This is a genomic window from Brevundimonas sp., assembly GCF_044336875.1.
GTDB lineage: Bacteria > Pseudomonadota > Alphaproteobacteria > Caulobacterales > Caulobacteraceae > Brevundimonas.
The window spans coordinates 105,910-122,039 of sequence record NZ_JBIIOP010000006.1; the positions used below are offsets into that span (position 1 = coordinate 105,910).

The following is a 16,130-nucleotide window of genomic DNA, read 5'->3' on the forward strand; positions in this document are numbered from 1 at the left end:
CGGATGGCTTCAGTTGAAGGCTTTCGACACGTATCGCGTGACGACAGGGAGGTGCGGATGGGATCGGTGTCGATCTATCACTGGCTGGTCGTTCTTGTGGCCCTGGGCCTGATCCTGCTCGCCGTAGGTTTCCCGGTCGCAAGAATCCTCAAACGCATGGGCTTGTCGCCCTGGTGGACGGTGTTGGCCCTGATCCCGTATCTGAATGTCGTCGCGCTCTGGATCGTGGCCTTCGTGCGGTGGCCTAAGGTCGATGGAGACGCGGTTTAGGGCTGGCCCCGGCGGCGTCTCGCGCTATTTAGCATCGATGACCGACGCCCCTGCCTCCAAACTCACCCAGGCCGACGCCGAAGCCGCCGTCCGCACCCTGATCGAATGGGCGGGCGACGATCCCGATCGCGAGGGCCTGCTGGAGACTCCGGCCCGTGTGGCGCGGTCGTATCGCGAACTGTTCCAGGGCTATGAGGTCGATCCGCTCTCCTATCTGGAGAAGACCTTCGAGGAGACCGGCGGCTACGACCAGCTGGTGGTGCTGAAGGACATTCGCTTCGTCAGCTTCTGCGAGCACCATATGCTGCCGGTCGTGGGCAAGGCGCATGTCGCCTATCTGCCGACCGACCGGGTCGTCGGCATCTCCAAGCTGGCGCGGGTGGTCCGCGGCTTCGCCCGGCGCCTGCAGATCCAGGAGAAGATGACCTCCGAGATCGCCGAGGCCATCCAGACCGTGCTGAAGCCGCACGGCGTGGGGGTGGTGATCGAGGCCGAGCACTCCTGCATGACCCTGCGCGGGGTCAATGCGCCGGGCGCCAGCCTGTCGACCAGCCACCTGATCGGCGTGGTCCGCGATGATCCCCGCACGCGTGAGGAGTTCCTGCGCCTGGTGCGCGGCTAGGAACGTCTCCCTTTCGGACGTACGGTCCGGCCCATCTCTTGCGGTCCAGAGGCCGTAGGAGACGCGTTAGTATGCCGTGGACTGTGATTTCGACCCGAAATGAGACAACCCCGATCGCTCGGGGCGGCTGGCTCGACGCGCTTCGGTTCATCGTGGCCTTCATGATCATCCTGCATCACTACCAGGCGGCCGGCCCGGTTCCGCTGGAGGAGGCGATCCATCCGGTGTTCGCGCGCGGCGGCTTCCTGCTGACCAACTTCTTCCTGATCGATTCCGGCTATGTCCTGATGCGGGTCTATGGGGCGGCGGTCGACAAGGGGCGGATGTCGCCGGGCGACTTCTTCCTGAAGCGGTTCCTGCGCGTGGTGCCCGCCCATCTGATCATGGGGCTGTCGCTGGTGGCCCTGGTGCTGCTGAGCACGGCTGCGGGCGTCATGCCGCGCAATCCGGAGTGGTTCCGCTGGGACCAGCTGCCGGCCCAGCTGCTGCTGCTGCAGTCCTATGGCGTGTACGGCGGCCTGGGCTGGAACGCCCCGACCTGGTCGATCTCGGCCCTGATCGGCTGCTATCTGTGCTTCCCCTGGATCATACGGGGCCTGATGCGGCTGGGGCCGTGGGGCGGGCTGGGCCTGGGCGTGATCGTCTATCTGGTCGTCAACCAGCTGTGCTGGAGCTTCCTGGGCTATCCCGTTTACCAGATGCCGATGGGCTATGGCGTCATCCGCGCCCTGCCGCTGTTCTTCCTGGGCATGTGCCTGGCCTGGTTCGCCCAGAACGTCTGGATCGCGCCGCGGCTGGCCGGCTGGGCCGGCGTCGTCGCCTTCGGCGGTCTGGCCGTGGCCCAGTGGTTCGACAAGAACGCCCTGGTCTCGCTGGCCATGATCTCGATCATCATCCTGGCCGCCGGCGCCGTGCCGGTGCGCAGGCCCTCGAAACTGGTCGAGACGGCGGCCATGGTGTCGTTCTCAATGTTTATTTCGAACGAGGTCGTGCGCATCGCCTGGTTCGGCGTCGTCAATGTCCTGGTCGCGCGCTTCGCCCTGGGCGAGGCGGTCCAGTGGCTGCTGTGGGGCGGCGGAGTCATGGCCGCGGTGGCCTTCGCCTTCGCCTTCCATTTCGCCATAGACGACCGAATCCAATCGCGAATCCGCGCCGCGCTGAAGCGTCGCCAGGCGCGCCGCCATCGTGTCGAGCCTGAAGCTGGGCCGGTGATTTCAATCGAGGGGTGAAAGGACGTGCACGGCGAGCGCGCGCGTTCCAGTCGTGTCTGAAGGGTAACAGAACGCCGTTCGTGAAGCGGTGTCACGGCATTTTATCTTGCAATGCAACATAACCCGTCGCTTAACTGATCGTTAGGGGCGTTCTGGATGGGTTAAGGAGGAGTCAGAGATGTTCGACAGCTTGTCCACTCCGTCGCTGGCCAAGGCCCAGGCGACCCAGGCCGAGAAGGTCTGGATTCCCGTGTTCCGCCGTGGCGCCGGCTCCGCCGCCTGCAAACGCGCCATGGATGTGGTCCTGGCCGGGGGCGCGCTTCTGGTGCTGCTGCCCGCCCTGCTGATGATCGCCTTGGCGGTGGTCGTCGAAAGCCGCGGCCCGGTCCTGTTTCGTCAGCGTCGCACCGGTCGCGACGGCAAGGTCTTCACCATTCTGAAGTTCCGCAGCATGACGGTGACCGAGGACGGCGACAAGATCGCCCACGCCTCCAAGAACGACAAGCGCGTCACCCGCGTCGGCGCCTTCATCCGCGCCACCAGCCTCGACGAACTGCCGCAACTGATCAATGTCGTCATGGGCGACATGTCCCTGGTCGGGCCGCGTCCGCACGCCCTGGCCCACGACAATCATTACGGCGCGCTTCTGCCGCGTTACGCAGACCGGTTCGCCGTCCGTCCGGGCCTGACGGGCCTGGCCCAGATCCTGGGTCTGCGCGGCGAGATCCACCAGCTCAGCTGCATGGCCCGCCGGGTCGACGCCGACGTCGAATACGCCGCCGGCTGGACCTTCCGCGACGATGTCCTGATCATCTGCCGCACGGTTCCGATGATCCTGAAGCGCGTCAACGCCTACTGATCCGAAAAAGGCGGGCCGCGCGGCCCGCCTTTTTTCTTTCCGCCTCAATAGTCCAGGCGCCGATCAGTCCTCGTCGTCGTCCTCGGACGCGTCGGGGATTTCCGGCGTGACCACGGTTGGGGCGATGGTCTTGATCTCGCCCAGCTTGGCGCCGGGGAAGGCCAGCAGCACCGCCTTGATGAAGGGATTGGCCTCGACGTCGGCGCGTTCGGCGGCGCGGGTCTTCTTCTGTTGCTCGATCAGGGTGTCGCCGCCGCCCTGACCGTTGGCGGCGATCAGCCAGGTGCGGCCGGTCCATTCCTTCAGTCGACCGGCCAGCCGACGGGCCAGTTCGACCGGCGCGCCCTCGACGCTTTCATAGACGATGGCGCCGGGTTTGAACGAGACCGGCTTCACAAACCGCTCGACGTCCATCTGCAGGCCGACTTCGCGCTTCTGGCCGATCAGGGCGACGACCTGTTCGAAACTCTGTGGATCGGGCAGGGCCGGGGCCATGACCGGGCGGGCCGCCAACTGGGCCGAAGTCCCGCCCCCGCCCCCGCCGCCGCCGCCGCGCGGGGCGGAGCCGCCGCCGAACGGCTCGCCCGACTGCAGCCGCTTCAGCGCCTCTTCCGGGCCGGGCAGATCGGCGGCGTAGGCCAGGCGGACGATGGCCATTTCAACGGCGTCGGCCGGATTGGGCGCGCGCCGCACCTCATCCAGCGCCTTCAGCAGCATCTGCCAGGTGCGCGACAGGGTGGCGGCCGGAATTGCGGCGCCCAGGGCCGCCAGCTTCTGCGCCTGGTCATTGGGCAGTCGGGTCGCATTGGGGCCCAGCATCTTGGCCACCGAGGCGGCGTGGCAGTGTTCAAGCAGGTCGTTGGTCACCTGCACCGGATCGGCGCCGAAACCATACAGGGTGCGAAAATTCTCCAGCGCCTCGGGCGTGCGGCCGGCCATGACGGATTCGAACAGGGCGATGGTCTGGCTGCGGTCGGCGAGGCCGAGCATGTCGCGTACAGTCTCGGTCTTGACCGTCTCGCCGCGCTCGGCCTGGACCAGGGCCTGATCCAGTAGGGACAGGCCGTCGCGCACCGAGCCCTCTGCGGCGCGCGAGATCAGGGCCAGGGCGTCCTGCTCGATCTTCATGCCTTCGCGATGGGCGATCCGGCCCAGGTGTTCGACCAGGATCTCGGGTTCGACCCGACGCAGGTCGAAGCGTTGGCAACGGGACAGGATGGTCACCGGCACCTTGCGGATCTCGGTGGTGGCGAAGATGAATTTGGCGTGGGGCGGCGGCTCCTCCAGCGTCTTCAGCAGGGCGTTGAACGCCTGCGTCGACAGCATGTGGACCTCGTCGAGGACATAGACCTTGTAGCGCGCCTCGACCGGGGCGTAACGGACACTCTCCAGGATGTCGCGGATGTCGTTGACGCCGGTGTGGGATGCGGCGTCCATCTCCATCACGTCCATGTGCTGGCCGGCCATGATGGCGGCGTCGTGCCGTCCCTGCCCCGTCAGGGCCAGGGACGGCTTGTCGATGACGTCCGTCTCGTTGTTCAGGGCGCGGGCCAGCAGACGGGCGGTCGTCGTCTTGCCGACGCCCCGGACCCCGGTCAGCATGAAGGCGTGGGCGATCCGGCCGGTGGCGAAGGCGTTGGTCAGGGTGCGCACCATCGCCTCCTGACCGATCAGATCCTCGAAGGTGCGGGGGCGGTATTTGCGGGCCAGCACCTGATAGGCGGCGCCGTCTTCCGCAGCAGGCTCCGGCGCAGGGGCAGGCGTGGACGCGGCGACGGGCGATGCGGTCTCTACGGGTGCAGGCTCAGGCGCAGCGGCGGGCGCGCCGAACATGTCGTCGGTGTTCTCGTCGCGTTCGACGACGTCGTCCTCTTCCCAGGGTGGGCCGTCGAGATTCGGGTCGTTGTCCGTCATGCGAAAAGTCTTACAGCGGGCGAGGTCCGCAGCGAAGCGGCCGTTCACTGAAAAGGTCGGATTCTCGCAGGTCGAAAACCAGACGCCTAAGCGTGATCGTGCAGGGGCACGTTCATCAGCCGCACGTGTTCATATCCGCGAGCCTGCAAGTCCCTAAGGATTCCAACCACGTCGGTAAAACGGTTGGATGCTTTCGGCTCGACGTAGATCGGGTTTCTAACGTCGACGTCGAGTTCGTATAGGCGAAGGCCGATTTCGCTCGCCGGGACGCGCGCAGACTTGTCGCCGTTATAGGTCGAAATCTCGACGGTCCCGTCCGGGTTGAGGTCGATCTGCGCGCCGTTTGTCTGAAGGGCTGTCTCGTAACATCCCATCGTCCGATACAGGCGGAACTCACTCACCTGCGGACGCGGCTCTTCAGGCGCCGATCCACAGGCGCACAAACCCAGCAGTCCAAGGAGCCATACAGGTTTCACAGGACAATGTTCGCAGAAGTTGTGTCTCCCCACAACCGTCCGCCTTGTCGTCTGGTGGGCGACGCCCACACGCGCTCAAGCAGCGAGCCGCCGCGCGGCGAGTGTTAGCGCAAAAAGAATGGAAGTAGAGACCGCGACCCGAAGGGGAATTCGTTGTGGCTGCTGCCTTCCGGCCCTGACCAGATTGGCGAAGCCTTCGCCCGCGATCTCCGAGAGGGGATATGACGGGTGCGGCGGGCGGAATCAAGGCCTACATAGGCGCATGGCCCATCAGAACATCTTCGCCGGCAATCCGCTCGACCGGGCCGGCGACCTGCGCAACGATCCCGAATGGCTGGCCGAACAGGCCGACAAGCCCTACGCCCAGGCGCTGATCCTGTGGGAGGGCCGCCCCCTGATCGAGGAGACGGCCGAGGGGCCGCGCCTGGCCTGGGTGTCCATGGCCCACGCCCGCGACATGGTCCGCGACCGCGAGGTCTTCCTGGGCCTGTGGAAGGCGGCGCCGGTCTTCGCCATCGAGTTCGAGGGTTCGATCGACCCGGCCGAGGGGCCGGTGCGCGGCCTGGGCGCCTTTCACGACATGCGCTCGGCGGCGGCCCTGCTGCCGGCGACGGACGCGGCCATGGCGGGCGGGGCCAAGAGCCTGTTCGACTGGCGGCGGAGGCACGGCTTCTGCGCCAATTGCGGCACGCTGAGCGAGACGGCCTCGGGCGGCTGGAAGCGGCGCTGCCCGGCTTGCGGGACCGAACATTTCCCGCGCGTCGATCCGGTCACCATCATGCTGCCGGTCTACAAGGGCGGGCCTGAGCCCCTCTGCCTGCTGGGCCGTCAGGCGGCCTGGGCGCCGGGGCGGATGTCGGCCTTGGCCGGCTTTCTGGAGCCCGGTGAATCGATCGAGGAGGCCTGCGCCCGCGAGGTCAAGGAAGAGGCGGGCCTGACCGTGGTCGACGCCGTCTATCACTCCAGCCAGCCTTGGCCCTTCCCGTCACAGCTGATGATCGGTCTGATCGCCGAGGTGTCGGACGACCAGGCCCAGCCGGACCAGACCGAGCTGGAGAGCGTGGCCTGGCTGACGCGGGCCGAGGCGAGGGCGGTGCTGGCGGGCGAACATCCGGCCATTTCGGCCCCGCCGCCCTTCGCCATCGCCCATGCTCTGATCCAGGCCTGGGTGGAGGGGGAATGAGCGACAGTGTCGTCGTGTCGGTGAAGTCGCGGTCCATGGCAATGGTCCCGGCCCTGTTGGCGTGTCTCGCTCTGGCGGGATGGGGTTCGACGGCGGCGGCGGACGATGATCTCGTCGGCTTTTCCGATCCTCTTTACTGCGTGCCGAACCCGACCTTTTCCGCACTGCTGAACGGCATGGTCGAGATGCAGCACTCCGGCGTCAGCTATGTCCCAGTGCTCAAGACGCCGCCGGTTCCGGCGCGCTTCGAAGATCGGGTCGGACCGCCGGTCCTCACGATCGACGGTGATCAATACAGGGCGACGTCGCCTCTGCGCGGCGCCTGGCAAGGTCTGCCGCTTCGTTCGCTCACTGTGATCGGTTGGGTCGAAAGCGAGGAGGGGTTCATCCTCGCCTTCGATGCGGATCGCGACGAGGTGCTGGCTGCAGTGAATCGCGCCGGCTTCGATATTCCGCCTGCAGGCTCCCTCTACCGGGAAGACGTCGTGATGGGCGTCAACATGGGGGTCGGAGAGCATGACGGGGCCGCCACGCTCTTCTGCATCCCCGGCTGATCGTCGGTCGTTTCGTCTCAGGCCAGCGCCCGCGCCGCCTCCAGATCAGCGGGATTGTCGACCGACAAGGGCGCCTCGTCGATGACGGAGGCCCAGATCTGCATCCCCATCTCCAGGGCGCGCAACTGCTCCAGCTTCTCACGCTTCTCCAGCGGCGACTGGGGCGCGGCGCAGAAGCGGTTCAGGGCCTCGCGGCGATAGCCGTAGACGCCGATGTGGCGCCAGATCGGGGTGTCGCCGTACAGGGTCGACCGGGTGAAATAGAGGGCGCGGCCCTGACGTTCGTTCTCGCCCAGGGCCAGGACCGCCTTGACCACGTCGGGGTTGGTGCGGTCCGAGGCGTCGGCTTCCGCGGCGACCAGGGTGGCGATGTCGCAGGTCGGCTCGCCATGCAGTATGGCGGCGCAGGCGACGGCCAGGCCCGGATCGGCGAAGGGCATGTCGCCCTGGACGTTGATGACGGCGTCGAAGTCGCCTTCCGGATCGATGGCGTCGACGGCGGCGCGGATGCGGTCCGAACCCGAGGGCAGGTCGGGATCGGTCAGAATGGCGCGGCCGCCGATGGCCTCGATGGCGGCGACGATCTCGGGGTCGCCGGCGGCGACGGCGACCGGCAAGCCCGAGGCCTCGGCCTGCTGATAGGCCCGCACGATCATGGGCTTGCCGCCGATATCGGCCAGCGGCTTGTTCGGCAGACGGGTCGCCGCCATGCGAGCGGGTATCATTATCAATGGATTCATCGGTCTGCCTCGTTCGATCGGCGTCCGGCGCGCGCCTGGCGCCGGTTGCGAACCCCGCGCTACCGTGCCAGACGTGAACAGGCAAGGAAGGCTTCGCTGCGTAAGATGGCGAGTACGGGAAACCTCTGGGACGGGAAGAGACGACGCGCATGAGCGGCGATCTGAAGTGGAACAAGATTTTCGGCGCGGCCCTGGGGACGGCGTTCGTCATCCTGGTCGTGCAACAGGCCTCGGGCCTGATCTATCATTCCGAGCCGCCCGAGAAGATGGGCTATTTCGTCGATGCGCCGGAAGAGGCCGCAGGCGGCGAGACGGCCGAGCTGCCGCCGGACTGGGGCACGGTCCTGCCGACCGCCGATCTGGCCGCCGGCGAGGCCGCCTTCGCCCGCTGCCAGGCCTGTCACGACGCGCACCAGGGCGGGGCCGACAAGATCGGTCCGAATCTGTGGGGCGTGGTCGGCGGACCGGTGATGCACCGCGCGGGCTTCGCCTATTCGGACGCCATGCAAAAGCACAAGGCCGAGGCCCCGACCTGGGGCTATGACCAGATCAACAGCTTCATCACGGCGCCGGCCCGCTATGTGCCGGGCACCAAGATGTCTTTCGCGGGTATTCGCGATACGCAGACGCGGATCAATCTGATCGCCTGGCTGCGGACCCAAGGCTCGGGCGGTTTCGCCATCCCTGCGCCGGATCCGACCCGTCAGCCGGGCGCAGCGGCCCCGGCCGAGGGCGCAGCCCCGGCCGATCCGGCGGCGGAAGGCGCGCCCGCGACCGAAGCGACCGGCGAAACCCCGACGACGGGCGCTCCGGCGACGACCCAGGCGACGCCGGCGGCTCCGCCCGCCGCGACCAGCCCGGCGCCTGCCGCACACTGATCCCGGCTCGAACATGAAAAAGGGCGGCCCCTCGGGCCGCCCTTCGTCGTTTAGGGCTTGGCGATCCTCAGAGGATCTTCGCCGCCTCGTCAAACGACAGTCGCGGCGAGCGCGGGAACAGATTCTCGTCCGTGCCATAGCCCAGGTTGATGATGAAGTTCGGCTCGACAGTGCTATCGGGGAAGAACTCGGCCTTTACCCCCGCGGCGTCGAAGCCGGACATCGGACCGACGTCCAGGCCCAGGGCGCGGGCCGCGATGGTCAGGTATCCGCCCTGCAGCGAGGCGTTGCGGAAGGCGCTTTCGCGACGGCCCGCCTCGTCGGCGAACCAGGCCTTGGCGCCCGGCGCGTGCGGGAACAGGGTGTCGAGATGTTCGTGGAAGTCGATGTCCTGGGCGATGATCAGGTTCACCGGCGCCTGCTGGGTCTTGGCGCGATTGCCCTCGCTCATCAGCGGGATCAGGCGCGCCTTGGCCTCGGGCGAGGTGACGAAGACGAACCGGGCCGGGTTGGCGTTGACCGCCGTGGGGCCGAACTTGGTCAGGTCATACAGTTTCTGCAGCAGTTCCGGCGCGACGGGGCGGTCGCTCCAGGCGTTGCGGGTGCGCGCCTCGGTGAAGAGTTGCGACAGGGCGGCGTCCGACAACGGGGCGTCGCGATTGGTTACAGCGTCATAGGCCATGGGGAGGCGTCCTGATTACAAAAGCAACAAATGCTGGTGCAGATCTAATGGCTTCCGCAACCGCATCAAGTGTGAATGGCGAAATTCACCGTTTCAGGATGTGAGGCGGGCGGGGCGGGTTGTGACGAAACACCCCTGTCGCGCGGCTGCGCTTCGCCCTATCTAGGGGGCATGAAAGACCTTACCCAACTGATGCAGCAGGCCCAGGCGATGCAGCAAAAGCTGCAGGACGCCCAGGCCAAGATGGCCGAAACCTCAGCCGAGGGCTCCTCGGGCGGCGGACTGGTGAGCCTGTCCCTGAAGGGCGCCGGCGAAATCGTCGGCATCAAGATCGACGACAGCCTGCTGACCCCCGGCGAGGGCGAGATCCTGGCTGACCTGATCGTCGCCGCCCATGCCGACGCCAAGCGCAAGCTGGACGAGATCAACAACGCCCTGATGCGCGAGGCCGCCGGCCCGATGGCGGGGATGAATATCCCCGGAATGCCGAAACTGTTCTGATGGCCGCCTCCGCCGGGCCGGAAATCGAACGGCTCATCTCCCTGCTGGCCAAGCTGCCGGGGCTGGGGCCGCGTTCGGCCCGGCGTGCGGCCCTGGCCCTGCTGAAGCGGCGCGAGCAATTGCTCGTCCCCCTGGCGGCGTCGCTGGCCGAGACGGCCGAGAAGGTCGTGTCCTGCTCGGTTTGCGGCGCGCCGGACACGCGCGATCCCTGCGCCATCTGTTCGGACGGATCGCGCGACAACGGCCTGATCTGCGTGGTCGAGGAGGCCGGCGCCCTGTGGGCCATGGAGCGGTCCGGCGCCTTCCGCGGCAAATATCACGTGCTTGGGGGGCTGCTGTCGGCCCTGGACGGGGTCGGACCGGACCAACTGCGTGTCGCTGAGTTGATCGGCCGGGTGAGGGGCGGCGGGGTGCGCGAGGTCGTCCTGGCCCTGCCCGCCACCGTCGACGGCCAGACCACCGCCCACTACATCGCCGAACGCATCTCCGGCCCGGAGGTCGAGGTCACCAGCCTGGCGCGCGGCGTCCCGGTCGGCGGCGATCTGGACTGGCTGGACGACGGCACCATCGTCCAGGCGTTGAGGGCCAGGCGCCCCACCTGACACCCGCCGTGACGATCCGTCCGGATTGATCCGATTCGCGAAACACGCTCTAGGTCGTGCTGACACCACCGTCGGGGGACGCAATGGGACGTGAAGTGAAGGTGGCGCTGGGCGCCGCGGCGGGCATAGCCGCCCTCGTGATCGGGTTCATCGTCCTGATCCGCTTCGCCGTGCCCCTGATCCTGGAAGCCCATTTCGCCGGCAGTCTGATCACCGCCTCGGTGGTCGGGATCGCCGGCATACTGGTCCTGTGCTGGGCCGCACGGCGACTGTTTGTCTGGGCGTCTCGCGCCCTGGGAGTCTCGGGGGGAGACCAATGAGCTTTGGAATCGGATCGGGCGGGATCAAGCCGCCGTCATTTCGTGGTGGCTCGGTAGGCCGCACCCTGCTGATGATCGGGGGGATACTGGTCCTGATCGTCGTCGCCTCCATGACCGTCTCCTCGTGCAGCGTCACGGTCGAGAGCGGCTATATGGGCATCAAGACCACCAAGTTCGGTCCGAACCCCGGCGTGCAGAAGGACGAACTGGGCCCCGGCTTCCACTGGGAGGGGATCGGCGAGAAGATCCGCACCTACCAGACCCTGCAGCGCACCTATTCCTACACGCGCGAGCCGAACGCCGACGGGCGCGAGAACGAGGAGATCACCTTCTCCGACGTCCTGGGCCTGCCCATGACGGCAGACGTGGCCCTGACCTTCAAGGTGCGCGAGGATCGCGCCGCCGACCTCTACGCCACCTGGCGTCAGGAGTTCGACGCCTTCATCGACGGACCGCTGCGGACCTCTGTCCGCGCCGCCATCGCCCGCGAGACGGAAAAGCTGCCGGTCGCCTGCAACGCCCAGCAGTCGACCGAGCCGGTCGTCTTGCCCGCCGTCGCCGCGCCCGGCGCGCCCATCGCGCCGGTTGGCACCCAGGACGCCGAGGACTGCCCCGGCCAGCTGATCGGCCCAGGCCGCCAGATCGTGCTGCAGAAGGCGATGCAGGCCCTGCAACGCGAATGGGCGCCCCAGGGGCTGGATATCATCCGCATGGAGTGGGTCGGTTCGATCCGCTATCCGGAGAGCGTCGTCACCGCCATCCAGTCGCGCACCACGGCCGAGCAGAACACCCGCGCCGCCCTGGAACGCGTCAATCTGGAACGCGCCAACGCCGAGGCCCGCATCGCCCAGGCCCGTGGCCAGGCCGAGGCCAACCGGTTGCTGGCGGAATCGATCCGCTCCAACCCCGAGGTGGTGCGTTTGCGTGAGGTCGAACGCACCCTGGGCGTCTGTCCTCTGGACGCCGAGACCTGTGTGGTCGGATCCGGCATCGACGTCTCGGCCCTGATCGCGTCGCGCAATGCGGCGGCGGGGGCGGATCGCTAGTCGAATTTCGCCTTCACGTCGCCCTGGTCGTCGATGGGAAAGCCGGGGTTCCAGGCGATCTCCCACAGATGACCGTCCGGATCCGCGACATAGCTGGTGCGGCCGCCCCAGTCGCTGTCGTGGGCCGGGCGGGTGATCCGGGCGCCGGCCGCCTCCATCCGCGCCAGGACGGCGTCGACCTCGTCGCGCGAGCGGGTGTTGTAGGCCAGGGCGATCCGGCCCGAGGGCGCGTCGTCGTTCGCGTCCTCGACCCCGGCGTCCCTCGCCTGATGGACATAGAGGGACAGGACCACGCCGTTCAGCTGAATGAAGGCGACCTCGTCCATCGGCGGGCCGGCCGGGGTCCAGCCGAGGGCCTGGTAGAAGGCGAGGGATCGGGCCAGGTCGGCGACCTGAAGGCCGACGACGGACAGGCGGGGCTCCATGGGCGGCTTCTCCTGGATTGCGCCGGATCGGCGATTCCGGTTAGGAACGGAGCATGAACATGCTGGTTCCGATCCTCGCCGTCCTCGCCGCCGCTCTCGGAGGCGGATTCCTGTGGGCCTTCATGGGGTGGCAGAGGACGCGGGGCGAGCTCGCCGCCGCCGAGGCGCGGATCAATCTGGTCGAGGAGAGCCGGGTCACCATGGCCGAACTGGTCAAGGCCCAGGCCGCCCAGTCGGCCCAGGCGGTGGCGGACCAGATGGTGTCGCGGGCGACCGAGACCTTCCGCGCCCAGGACCAGCTGGCGCGCGAACGGATGGCCGCCCAGCTGAAGCCGGTCGCCGACACCCTGACCAAATTCCAGGAACACGTCGCCGCACTGGAGAAGACCCGTTCGGAAGAGACCGGCGGCCTGAAGGAGCAGCTGACCCAGTTGATGGCGGCGTCTTCGGCGACCCGTGACGAGGCGCGCAAACTGACCGAGGCGCTTCGCGGCAACACCGGCCGGCGCGGGCGCTGGGGCGAACAGACCTGCCGCAACGTACTGGAGGCCGCCGGCATGGCCGGCCGCTTCGACTTTCAGGAGCAGAACTCGGCCGCCGACGACGAGGGGCGTCAGAACCGGCCCGACTTCATCGTGCGCCTGCCCGGCGGCGGCATGTTCGTGATCGACGCCAAGGTGCCCCTGGCCTTCGACGACGGCGAGGGCGACGAGGAGGCGCGCGCCCGTTCGGTCGGCCTGCGCACCGCCGCCAGCCTGAAGACACACGTCCGCCAGCTGTCGTCCAAGGCCTATCAGGACCAGTTCAAGCCCAGCCCGGACTTCGTCGTCCTGTTCGTGCCGGGCGACAGCTTCCTGTCCGTCGCCCTGGACCATGAGCCCGACCTGCTGTCGAACGCGATGGAATCGCGCGTGGTCATCGCCACTCCCTCGACCCTGTTCGCCCTGTGCAAGGCCGTCGCCTACGGCTGGCGCGCCGAGGAGCAGGCGGCCAACGCCGACAAGGTCGCGGCCCTGGGGCGCGAACTCTACAAGCGGCTGTCGGTCATGGGCGGGCACGCCTCGGCGGTCGGACGGGCCCTGGATCAGGCGGTCGGCAAATACAACCAGTTCGTCGGTTCGCTGGAGAGCCAGGTCATGGTCTCAGCCCGCCGGTTCGAGGATCTGCAGGTCGACCACGAAGGCAAGGAAATCCCCGCCCTGCCGCAGGTCGAGACCCAGCCCCGCACCATCACCCGACCCGAACTGACGGGACCATCGGACAACTGAGCTTGTCTATTTGACAAGCCTACTTGACATGGGGGCGGGGGTAGGTAAAGTGACCTTGTCATAAAGACAAGGAGGCATTCCGTGCCGCGCACTGTCGTGAAAATCCTGATCGGCCTGGCCGGCTTCCTCGCGGCGGCCTTCGTCCTCGCTTACGGGGCCGGTTATGTGATCGGCTATTTCTTCGCCGACGACGCAAAGGCCATGGCGTGGCTGACGGCCGTGGCCGCGCCGATCGTGCTGGGCCTGATCGGCCTGGTGACGATGGTCGGCGCCCTGTGGCTCGGGGCCATCTGGATGCGCTCCATCGACGAAGCGGCCCGCGAAGCGCACAAGTCGGCCTGGTTCTGGGGCGGCTCCGCCGGCATGGCGACGGGCGGTCTGGCGATCATCCTGTCCTTCCTGCCCCAGGCGTCGACCTGGCCGTTTCCCATCACCTTCCTCGGCCGCCAGGATCCCGCCGCCTACGCCGCCGGCGGCGCCTACGCCATGATGCTGATGATGCTGGTCGGCTATTGCATCGCCTGGGCCTGGTGGTGGTGGAAGCGTCGGTGAGGGCTGAACCATGAACAACCGCCTCAAGGTTCTGCGCGCCGAGCGCGACTGGTCCCAGGCGCATCTGGCCGAACTGCTGGGCGTGTCGCGTCAGACGGTCAATGCGCTGGAGACCGGCCGTTACGACCCGTCCCTGCCGCTGGCCTTCAAGATCGCCCGCGTCTTCGAACAACCCATCGAATCCATCTTCTCGGAATAGGAGATCGCCATGTCGATCCTGTCTTCCAAGTCTCCCAAGACCTTGACGCGGATTTTGCGTGCATTGATCATCGGCGCTGTAATGGGCGGGGCCGGCTGGTTCGTCGGCAAGGCCGTCGCAGATGCGACCGGCGGCGGCGACCTGAACCTGACCTGGTCCGACGTTCTGGCGGCCATTGTGGCTCTGGGCCTGTTCGTCAGCGCGGTCGCCGTGCTGATCACCAGCCTGGATCCCGTGAGGCTTAGCAAAATGTACGGGCAGGAGGAGGCCTCCACCCCAGCCGAGGTCGCTCAGGCGCGCGGCCAGTCGCTGTTGATCGGCTTCTCCGGTCTGCTGATGGTCCTGCCGCTGGCGCTTGAGCGCCTTGCGGCGCCCGCAGCGCCGGCGATGGCGGGCGTGCTCGTCCTCCTAGCCCTTCACACGGTGATGAACATTCGCGCCTATCTCCGGCTGGACGAACTGTACCGTCGCGCGGTGCAGGAACAGGTAATGGCCACCTTCCTACTGGGGCAGGGCCTTCTGTTTGTCTGGGCCGTGGGCGAACGCCTGGTTGGCCTGCCCGCCCTGGCCGCGTGGGACATCTACGTCCTGCTGATGACCTTCTATCTGGCCGCCAGCACCGTCGTCAGCGTGCGGCGCGGCCTGGCCTGATCCTTCTTCTGCAGATGAACTTCAATCCAAGGACAAGACCATGACACTTTCCGGACGCCTCAAATCCACTGTCTCCACCCTGGTCCAGGGCGCCGCCGGCGTCGCCGCCGGCCTGGCCCTGGTCTTCGCCCTCGCCGGTGTTCCCGGCGAGGCCCTGGCCCAGGCCGCGCCGGCCCCGGCGGCCGCAGCCCCCGCCATCCAGGGCGAAGGCCCGGCCCTGTGGGTGATCAAGGACGCCGACTCCACCCTCTATCTCTTCGGTTCCGTCCACGTGTTGCGCCCGACGACCGGCTGGGCCAGCCCGCGCGTCAACGCCGCCTTCGACAGCGCCTCGGACATCTGGTTCGAGATCAGCAATCCGGACGACCAGGCGGCCATGATGCCCCTGATCCAGCAGTACGGCCTGTCGCCGCAGACGCCTCTGTCGACCCGTCTGACGGCCGAGGAGTTCGCCGAACTGGATGTCGCCGCCAAGACCATCGGCGCCTCGGCCGCCCAACTGGAGCCGATGAAGCCCTGGCTGGTCGCCATTACCCTGTCGGTCGCCCCGCTGGTCAAGGCCGGCTATGATCCGCAGTCCGGCGTCGAACTGGCGCTGAAGGCCCGCGCCGAGGCCGCCGGCAAGACCATCCACGGCTTCGAGACGCTCGAGGCCCAGATCGGCATGCTGGCCACCCTGCCGGACGACGTCCAGGTCGACTTCCTGCGCGAGATGCTGAAGGACTACAAGGACGCCGCGACCCTGCTGGACGCCATGGTCGCCGCCTGGGCCCAAGGCGACGTCCCGGCGCTGGAGCGGCTGGTGGTCGAGGACATGAAGGCGGACTCGCCCGAGCTGTACAAGGTGTTGCTGGTCGACCGAAACACCGACTGGGCGAACCAGATCCAGACCCAGCTCCAGGGTTCCGGCACGGCCTTCATCGCCGTGGGCGCCGCCCACCTGGCCGGTCCGGACAGCGTCCAGTCGATCCTGAAATCGCGCGGCGTGACCGTCGAAAACGTCGAATAATCTCCGATCGCGGCGGCGACCTCAGGTCTGATTGACGTCCCAGACGAAGATCACCCAGAGGGCCGCCGCCGCCACGCCCGCCAGCAGGACGACCGCGAGACAGCCGAAACCGATGGCCTTCCCAGCGTCGCCGTCGTCCTGCCGCATGTCGCTCCCCTGATCCCCGGT

The 16,130-nt window shown here is 67.5% G+C and carries 22 protein-coding genes and 1 other RNA gene; 16 read left to right on the plus strand and 7 right to left on the minus strand.

Going from position 1 to position 16,130, the window contains the following annotated elements; translation table 11 throughout:
* Positions 1 to 3 precede the first annotated feature (3 nt).
* From ACIQ1T_RS09865 to ACIQ1T_RS09880, 4 genes are all read left to right on the plus strand, one after another.
* Positions 4 to 270 (plus strand): hypothetical protein, encoded by a 267-nt coding sequence (locus ACIQ1T_RS09865; RefSeq protein WP_395944372.1) that lies wholly within the window; start codon positions 4 to 6, stop codon positions 268 to 270.
* 37 nt (positions 271 to 307) lie between these two features.
* Complete coding sequence (folE, locus tag ACIQ1T_RS09870) at positions 308 to 892, plus strand: GTP cyclohydrolase I FolE (RefSeq protein ID WP_395944373.1); 585 nt, start codon at positions 308 to 310, stop codon at positions 890 to 892.
* Positions 893 to 963: 71 nt separating this feature from the next.
* On the plus strand, positions 964 to 2,121 hold the full coding sequence (locus tag ACIQ1T_RS09875) for an acyltransferase family protein (protein WP_395944374.1): 1,158 nt from the start codon (positions 964 to 966) through the stop codon (positions 2,119 to 2,121).
* A gap of 160 nt (positions 2,122 to 2,281) precedes the next feature.
* Positions 2,282 to 2,962, plus strand: coding sequence for a sugar transferase (locus tag ACIQ1T_RS09880; RefSeq protein WP_395944375.1), 681 nt, complete (start codon positions 2,282 to 2,284; stop codon positions 2,960 to 2,962).
* A gap of 63 nt (positions 2,963 to 3,025) precedes the next feature.
* Here ACIQ1T_RS09880 and ACIQ1T_RS09885 read toward each other — a convergent pair whose 3' ends face one another.
* From ACIQ1T_RS09885 to ffs, 3 genes are all read right to left on the minus strand, one after another.
* Positions 3,026 to 4,876, minus strand: a complete 1,851-nt coding sequence (locus ACIQ1T_RS09885) for a DNA polymerase III subunit gamma/tau (protein ID WP_395944376.1) — start codon at positions 4,874 to 4,876, stop codon at positions 3,026 to 3,028.
* A gap of 86 nt (positions 4,877 to 4,962) precedes the next feature.
* On the minus strand, positions 4,963 to 5,277 hold the full coding sequence (locus ACIQ1T_RS09890; protein WP_395944377.1) for a hypothetical protein: 315 nt from the start codon (positions 5,275 to 5,277) through the stop codon (positions 4,963 to 4,965).
* Between the two features lie 194 nt (positions 5,278 to 5,471).
* Positions 5,472 to 5,567: signal recognition particle sRNA small type (ffs, locus tag ACIQ1T_RS09895), an RNA gene on the minus strand.
* 47 nt (positions 5,568 to 5,614) lie between these two features.
* On the opposite strand from ffs, the gene nudC reads away from it, so the two are divergent.
* Positions 5,615 to 6,535 carry an NAD(+) diphosphatase gene (gene nudC, locus ACIQ1T_RS09900; protein ID WP_395944378.1) on the plus strand — a complete coding sequence of 307 codons (921 nt, stop codon included), beginning with the start codon at positions 5,615 to 5,617 and terminating at the stop codon, positions 6,533 to 6,535.
* Positions 6,532 to 7,089, plus strand: a complete 558-nt coding sequence (locus ACIQ1T_RS09905; protein WP_395944379.1) for a hypothetical protein — start codon at positions 6,532 to 6,534, stop codon at positions 7,087 to 7,089. Before nudC ends, ACIQ1T_RS09905 begins: the two co-directional genes overlap by 4 nt.
* A gap of 17 nt (positions 7,090 to 7,106) precedes the next feature.
* Here ACIQ1T_RS09905 and ACIQ1T_RS09910 read toward each other — a convergent pair whose 3' ends face one another.
* Complete coding sequence (locus ACIQ1T_RS09910; RefSeq protein ID WP_395944380.1) at positions 7,107 to 7,829, minus strand: 3-deoxy-manno-octulosonate cytidylyltransferase; 723 nt, start codon at positions 7,827 to 7,829, stop codon at positions 7,107 to 7,109.
* Positions 7,830 to 7,978: 149 nt separating this feature from the next.
* Here ACIQ1T_RS09910 and ACIQ1T_RS09915 point away from each other — a divergent pair, with 149 nt between their 5' ends.
* Positions 7,979 to 8,707, plus strand: a complete 729-nt coding sequence (locus ACIQ1T_RS09915) for a c-type cytochrome (RefSeq protein WP_395944381.1) — start codon at positions 7,979 to 7,981, stop codon at positions 8,705 to 8,707.
* 67 nt (positions 8,708 to 8,774) lie between these two features.
* Here ACIQ1T_RS09915 and ACIQ1T_RS09920 read toward each other — a convergent pair whose 3' ends face one another.
* Positions 8,775 to 9,389 carry a malonic semialdehyde reductase gene (locus ACIQ1T_RS09920; protein ID WP_395944382.1) on the minus strand — a complete coding sequence of 205 codons (615 nt, stop codon included), beginning with the start codon at positions 9,387 to 9,389 and terminating at the stop codon, positions 8,775 to 8,777.
* Between the two features lie 171 nt (positions 9,390 to 9,560).
* Between ACIQ1T_RS09920 and ACIQ1T_RS09925 the strand changes: the two genes are divergently transcribed.
* The 4 genes from ACIQ1T_RS09925 (at position 9,561) to ACIQ1T_RS09940 (ending at position 11,858) form a co-directional block, all read left to right on the plus strand.
* Complete coding sequence (locus tag ACIQ1T_RS09925; protein WP_395944383.1) at positions 9,561 to 9,890, plus strand: YbaB/EbfC family nucleoid-associated protein; 330 nt, start codon at positions 9,561 to 9,563, stop codon at positions 9,888 to 9,890.
* Complete coding sequence (recR, locus tag ACIQ1T_RS09930) at positions 9,890 to 10,492, plus strand: recombination mediator RecR (protein WP_395944384.1); 603 nt, start codon at positions 9,890 to 9,892, stop codon at positions 10,490 to 10,492. Before ACIQ1T_RS09925 ends, recR begins: the two co-directional genes overlap by 1 nt.
* Before the next feature lie 83 nt (positions 10,493 to 10,575).
* Positions 10,576 to 10,812, plus strand: a complete 237-nt coding sequence (locus tag ACIQ1T_RS09935) for a hypothetical protein (protein ID WP_395944385.1) — start codon at positions 10,576 to 10,578, stop codon at positions 10,810 to 10,812.
* On the plus strand, positions 10,809 to 11,858 hold the full coding sequence (locus ACIQ1T_RS09940) for an SPFH domain-containing protein (protein ID WP_395944386.1): 1,050 nt from the start codon (positions 10,809 to 10,811) through the stop codon (positions 11,856 to 11,858). The genes ACIQ1T_RS09935 and ACIQ1T_RS09940 overlap by 4 nt, the downstream gene beginning before the upstream one ends.
* Here ACIQ1T_RS09940 and ACIQ1T_RS09945 read toward each other — a convergent pair.
* Positions 11,855 to 12,283: a VOC family protein gene (locus tag ACIQ1T_RS09945; protein WP_395944387.1), complete on the minus strand. Its 429-nt coding sequence runs from the start codon at positions 12,281 to 12,283 to the stop codon at positions 11,855 to 11,857. The genes ACIQ1T_RS09940 and ACIQ1T_RS09945 overlap by 4 nt on opposite strands.
* A gap of 53 nt (positions 12,284 to 12,336) precedes the next feature.
* Between ACIQ1T_RS09945 and ACIQ1T_RS09950 the strand changes: the two genes are divergently transcribed.
* The 5 genes from ACIQ1T_RS09950 (at position 12,337) to ACIQ1T_RS09970 (ending at position 15,962) form a co-directional block, all read left to right on the plus strand.
* Positions 12,337 to 13,551: a DNA recombination protein RmuC gene (locus tag ACIQ1T_RS09950; protein ID WP_395944388.1), complete on the plus strand. Its 1,215-nt coding sequence runs from the start codon at positions 12,337 to 12,339 to the stop codon at positions 13,549 to 13,551.
* A gap of 81 nt (positions 13,552 to 13,632) precedes the next feature.
* Positions 13,633 to 14,103, plus strand: a complete 471-nt coding sequence (locus ACIQ1T_RS09955) for a hypothetical protein (RefSeq protein ID WP_395944389.1) — start codon at positions 13,633 to 13,635, stop codon at positions 14,101 to 14,103.
* A gap of 10 nt (positions 14,104 to 14,113) precedes the next feature.
* The gene (locus tag ACIQ1T_RS09960) at positions 14,114 to 14,302 is read left to right on the plus strand and encodes a helix-turn-helix transcriptional regulator (protein WP_395944390.1); all 189 of its coding nucleotides are present in this window, start codon (positions 14,114 to 14,116) and stop codon (positions 14,300 to 14,302) included.
* Positions 14,303 to 14,311: 9 nt separating this feature from the next.
* Complete coding sequence (locus tag ACIQ1T_RS09965; protein WP_395944391.1) at positions 14,312 to 14,953, plus strand: hypothetical protein; 642 nt, start codon at positions 14,312 to 14,314, stop codon at positions 14,951 to 14,953.
* A 40-nt stretch (positions 14,954 to 14,993) separates the two neighbouring features.
* Positions 14,994 to 15,962, plus strand: a complete 969-nt coding sequence (locus ACIQ1T_RS09970) for a TraB/GumN family protein (protein WP_395944392.1) — start codon at positions 14,994 to 14,996, stop codon at positions 15,960 to 15,962.
* 21 nt (positions 15,963 to 15,983) lie between these two features.
* Here ACIQ1T_RS09970 and ACIQ1T_RS09975 read toward each other — a convergent pair whose 3' ends face one another.
* A complete protein-coding gene (locus tag ACIQ1T_RS09975) occupies positions 15,984 to 16,109 on the minus strand; it encodes a hypothetical protein (protein WP_395944393.1) in 126 nt (41 codons plus the stop codon).
* Positions 16,110 to 16,130 lie beyond the last annotated feature (21 nt).

Bases quoted from the DNA above. Each gene is read 5' to 3' on its own strand.
- ACIQ1T_RS09865 (WP_395944372.1), top strand. From the start codon at position 4: ATGGCTTCAGTTGAAGGCTTTCGACACGTATCGCGTGACGACAGGGAG.
- folE (WP_395944373.1), top strand. From the start codon at position 308: ATGACCGACGCCCCTGCCTCCAAACTCACCCAGGCCGACGCCGAAGCC.
- ACIQ1T_RS09875 (WP_395944374.1), top strand. From the start codon at position 964: ATGCCGTGGACTGTGATTTCGACCCGAAATGAGACAACCCCGATCGCT.
- ACIQ1T_RS09880 (WP_395944375.1), top strand. From the start codon at position 2,282: ATGTTCGACAGCTTGTCCACTCCGTCGCTGGCCAAGGCCCAGGCGACC.
- ACIQ1T_RS09885 (WP_395944376.1), bottom strand. From the start codon at position 4,876: ATGACGGACAACGACCCGAATCTCGACGGCCCACCCTGGGAAGAGGAC.
- nudC (WP_395944378.1), top strand. From the start codon at position 5,615: ATGGCCCATCAGAACATCTTCGCCGGCAATCCGCTCGACCGGGCCGGC.
- ACIQ1T_RS09905 (WP_395944379.1), top strand. From the start codon at position 6,532: ATGAGCGACAGTGTCGTCGTGTCGGTGAAGTCGCGGTCCATGGCAATG.
- ACIQ1T_RS09910 (WP_395944380.1), bottom strand. From the start codon at position 7,829: ATGAATCCATTGATAATGATACCCGCTCGCATGGCGGCGACCCGTCTG.
- ACIQ1T_RS09915 (WP_395944381.1), top strand. From the start codon at position 7,979: ATGAGCGGCGATCTGAAGTGGAACAAGATTTTCGGCGCGGCCCTGGGG.
- ACIQ1T_RS09920 (WP_395944382.1), bottom strand. From the start codon at position 9,389: ATGGCCTATGACGCTGTAACCAATCGCGACGCCCCGTTGTCGGACGCC.
- ACIQ1T_RS09925 (WP_395944383.1), top strand. From the start codon at position 9,561: ATGAAAGACCTTACCCAACTGATGCAGCAGGCCCAGGCGATGCAGCAA.
- recR (WP_395944384.1), top strand. From the start codon at position 9,890: ATGGCCGCCTCCGCCGGGCCGGAAATCGAACGGCTCATCTCCCTGCTG.
- ACIQ1T_RS09935 (WP_395944385.1), top strand. From the start codon at position 10,576: ATGGGACGTGAAGTGAAGGTGGCGCTGGGCGCCGCGGCGGGCATAGCC.
- ACIQ1T_RS09940 (WP_395944386.1), top strand. From the start codon at position 10,809: ATGAGCTTTGGAATCGGATCGGGCGGGATCAAGCCGCCGTCATTTCGT.
- ACIQ1T_RS09945 (WP_395944387.1), bottom strand. From the start codon at position 12,283: ATGGAGCCCCGCCTGTCCGTCGTCGGCCTTCAGGTCGCCGACCTGGCC.
- ACIQ1T_RS09950 (WP_395944388.1), top strand. From the start codon at position 12,337: ATGAACATGCTGGTTCCGATCCTCGCCGTCCTCGCCGCCGCTCTCGGA.
- ACIQ1T_RS09960 (WP_395944390.1), top strand. From the start codon at position 14,114: ATGAACAACCGCCTCAAGGTTCTGCGCGCCGAGCGCGACTGGTCCCAG.
- ACIQ1T_RS09965 (WP_395944391.1), top strand. From the start codon at position 14,312: ATGTCGATCCTGTCTTCCAAGTCTCCCAAGACCTTGACGCGGATTTTG.
- ACIQ1T_RS09970 (WP_395944392.1), top strand. From the start codon at position 14,994: ATGACACTTTCCGGACGCCTCAAATCCACTGTCTCCACCCTGGTCCAG.
- ACIQ1T_RS09975 (WP_395944393.1), bottom strand. From the start codon at position 16,109: ATGCGGCAGGACGACGGCGACGCTGGGAAGGCCATCGGTTTCGGCTGT.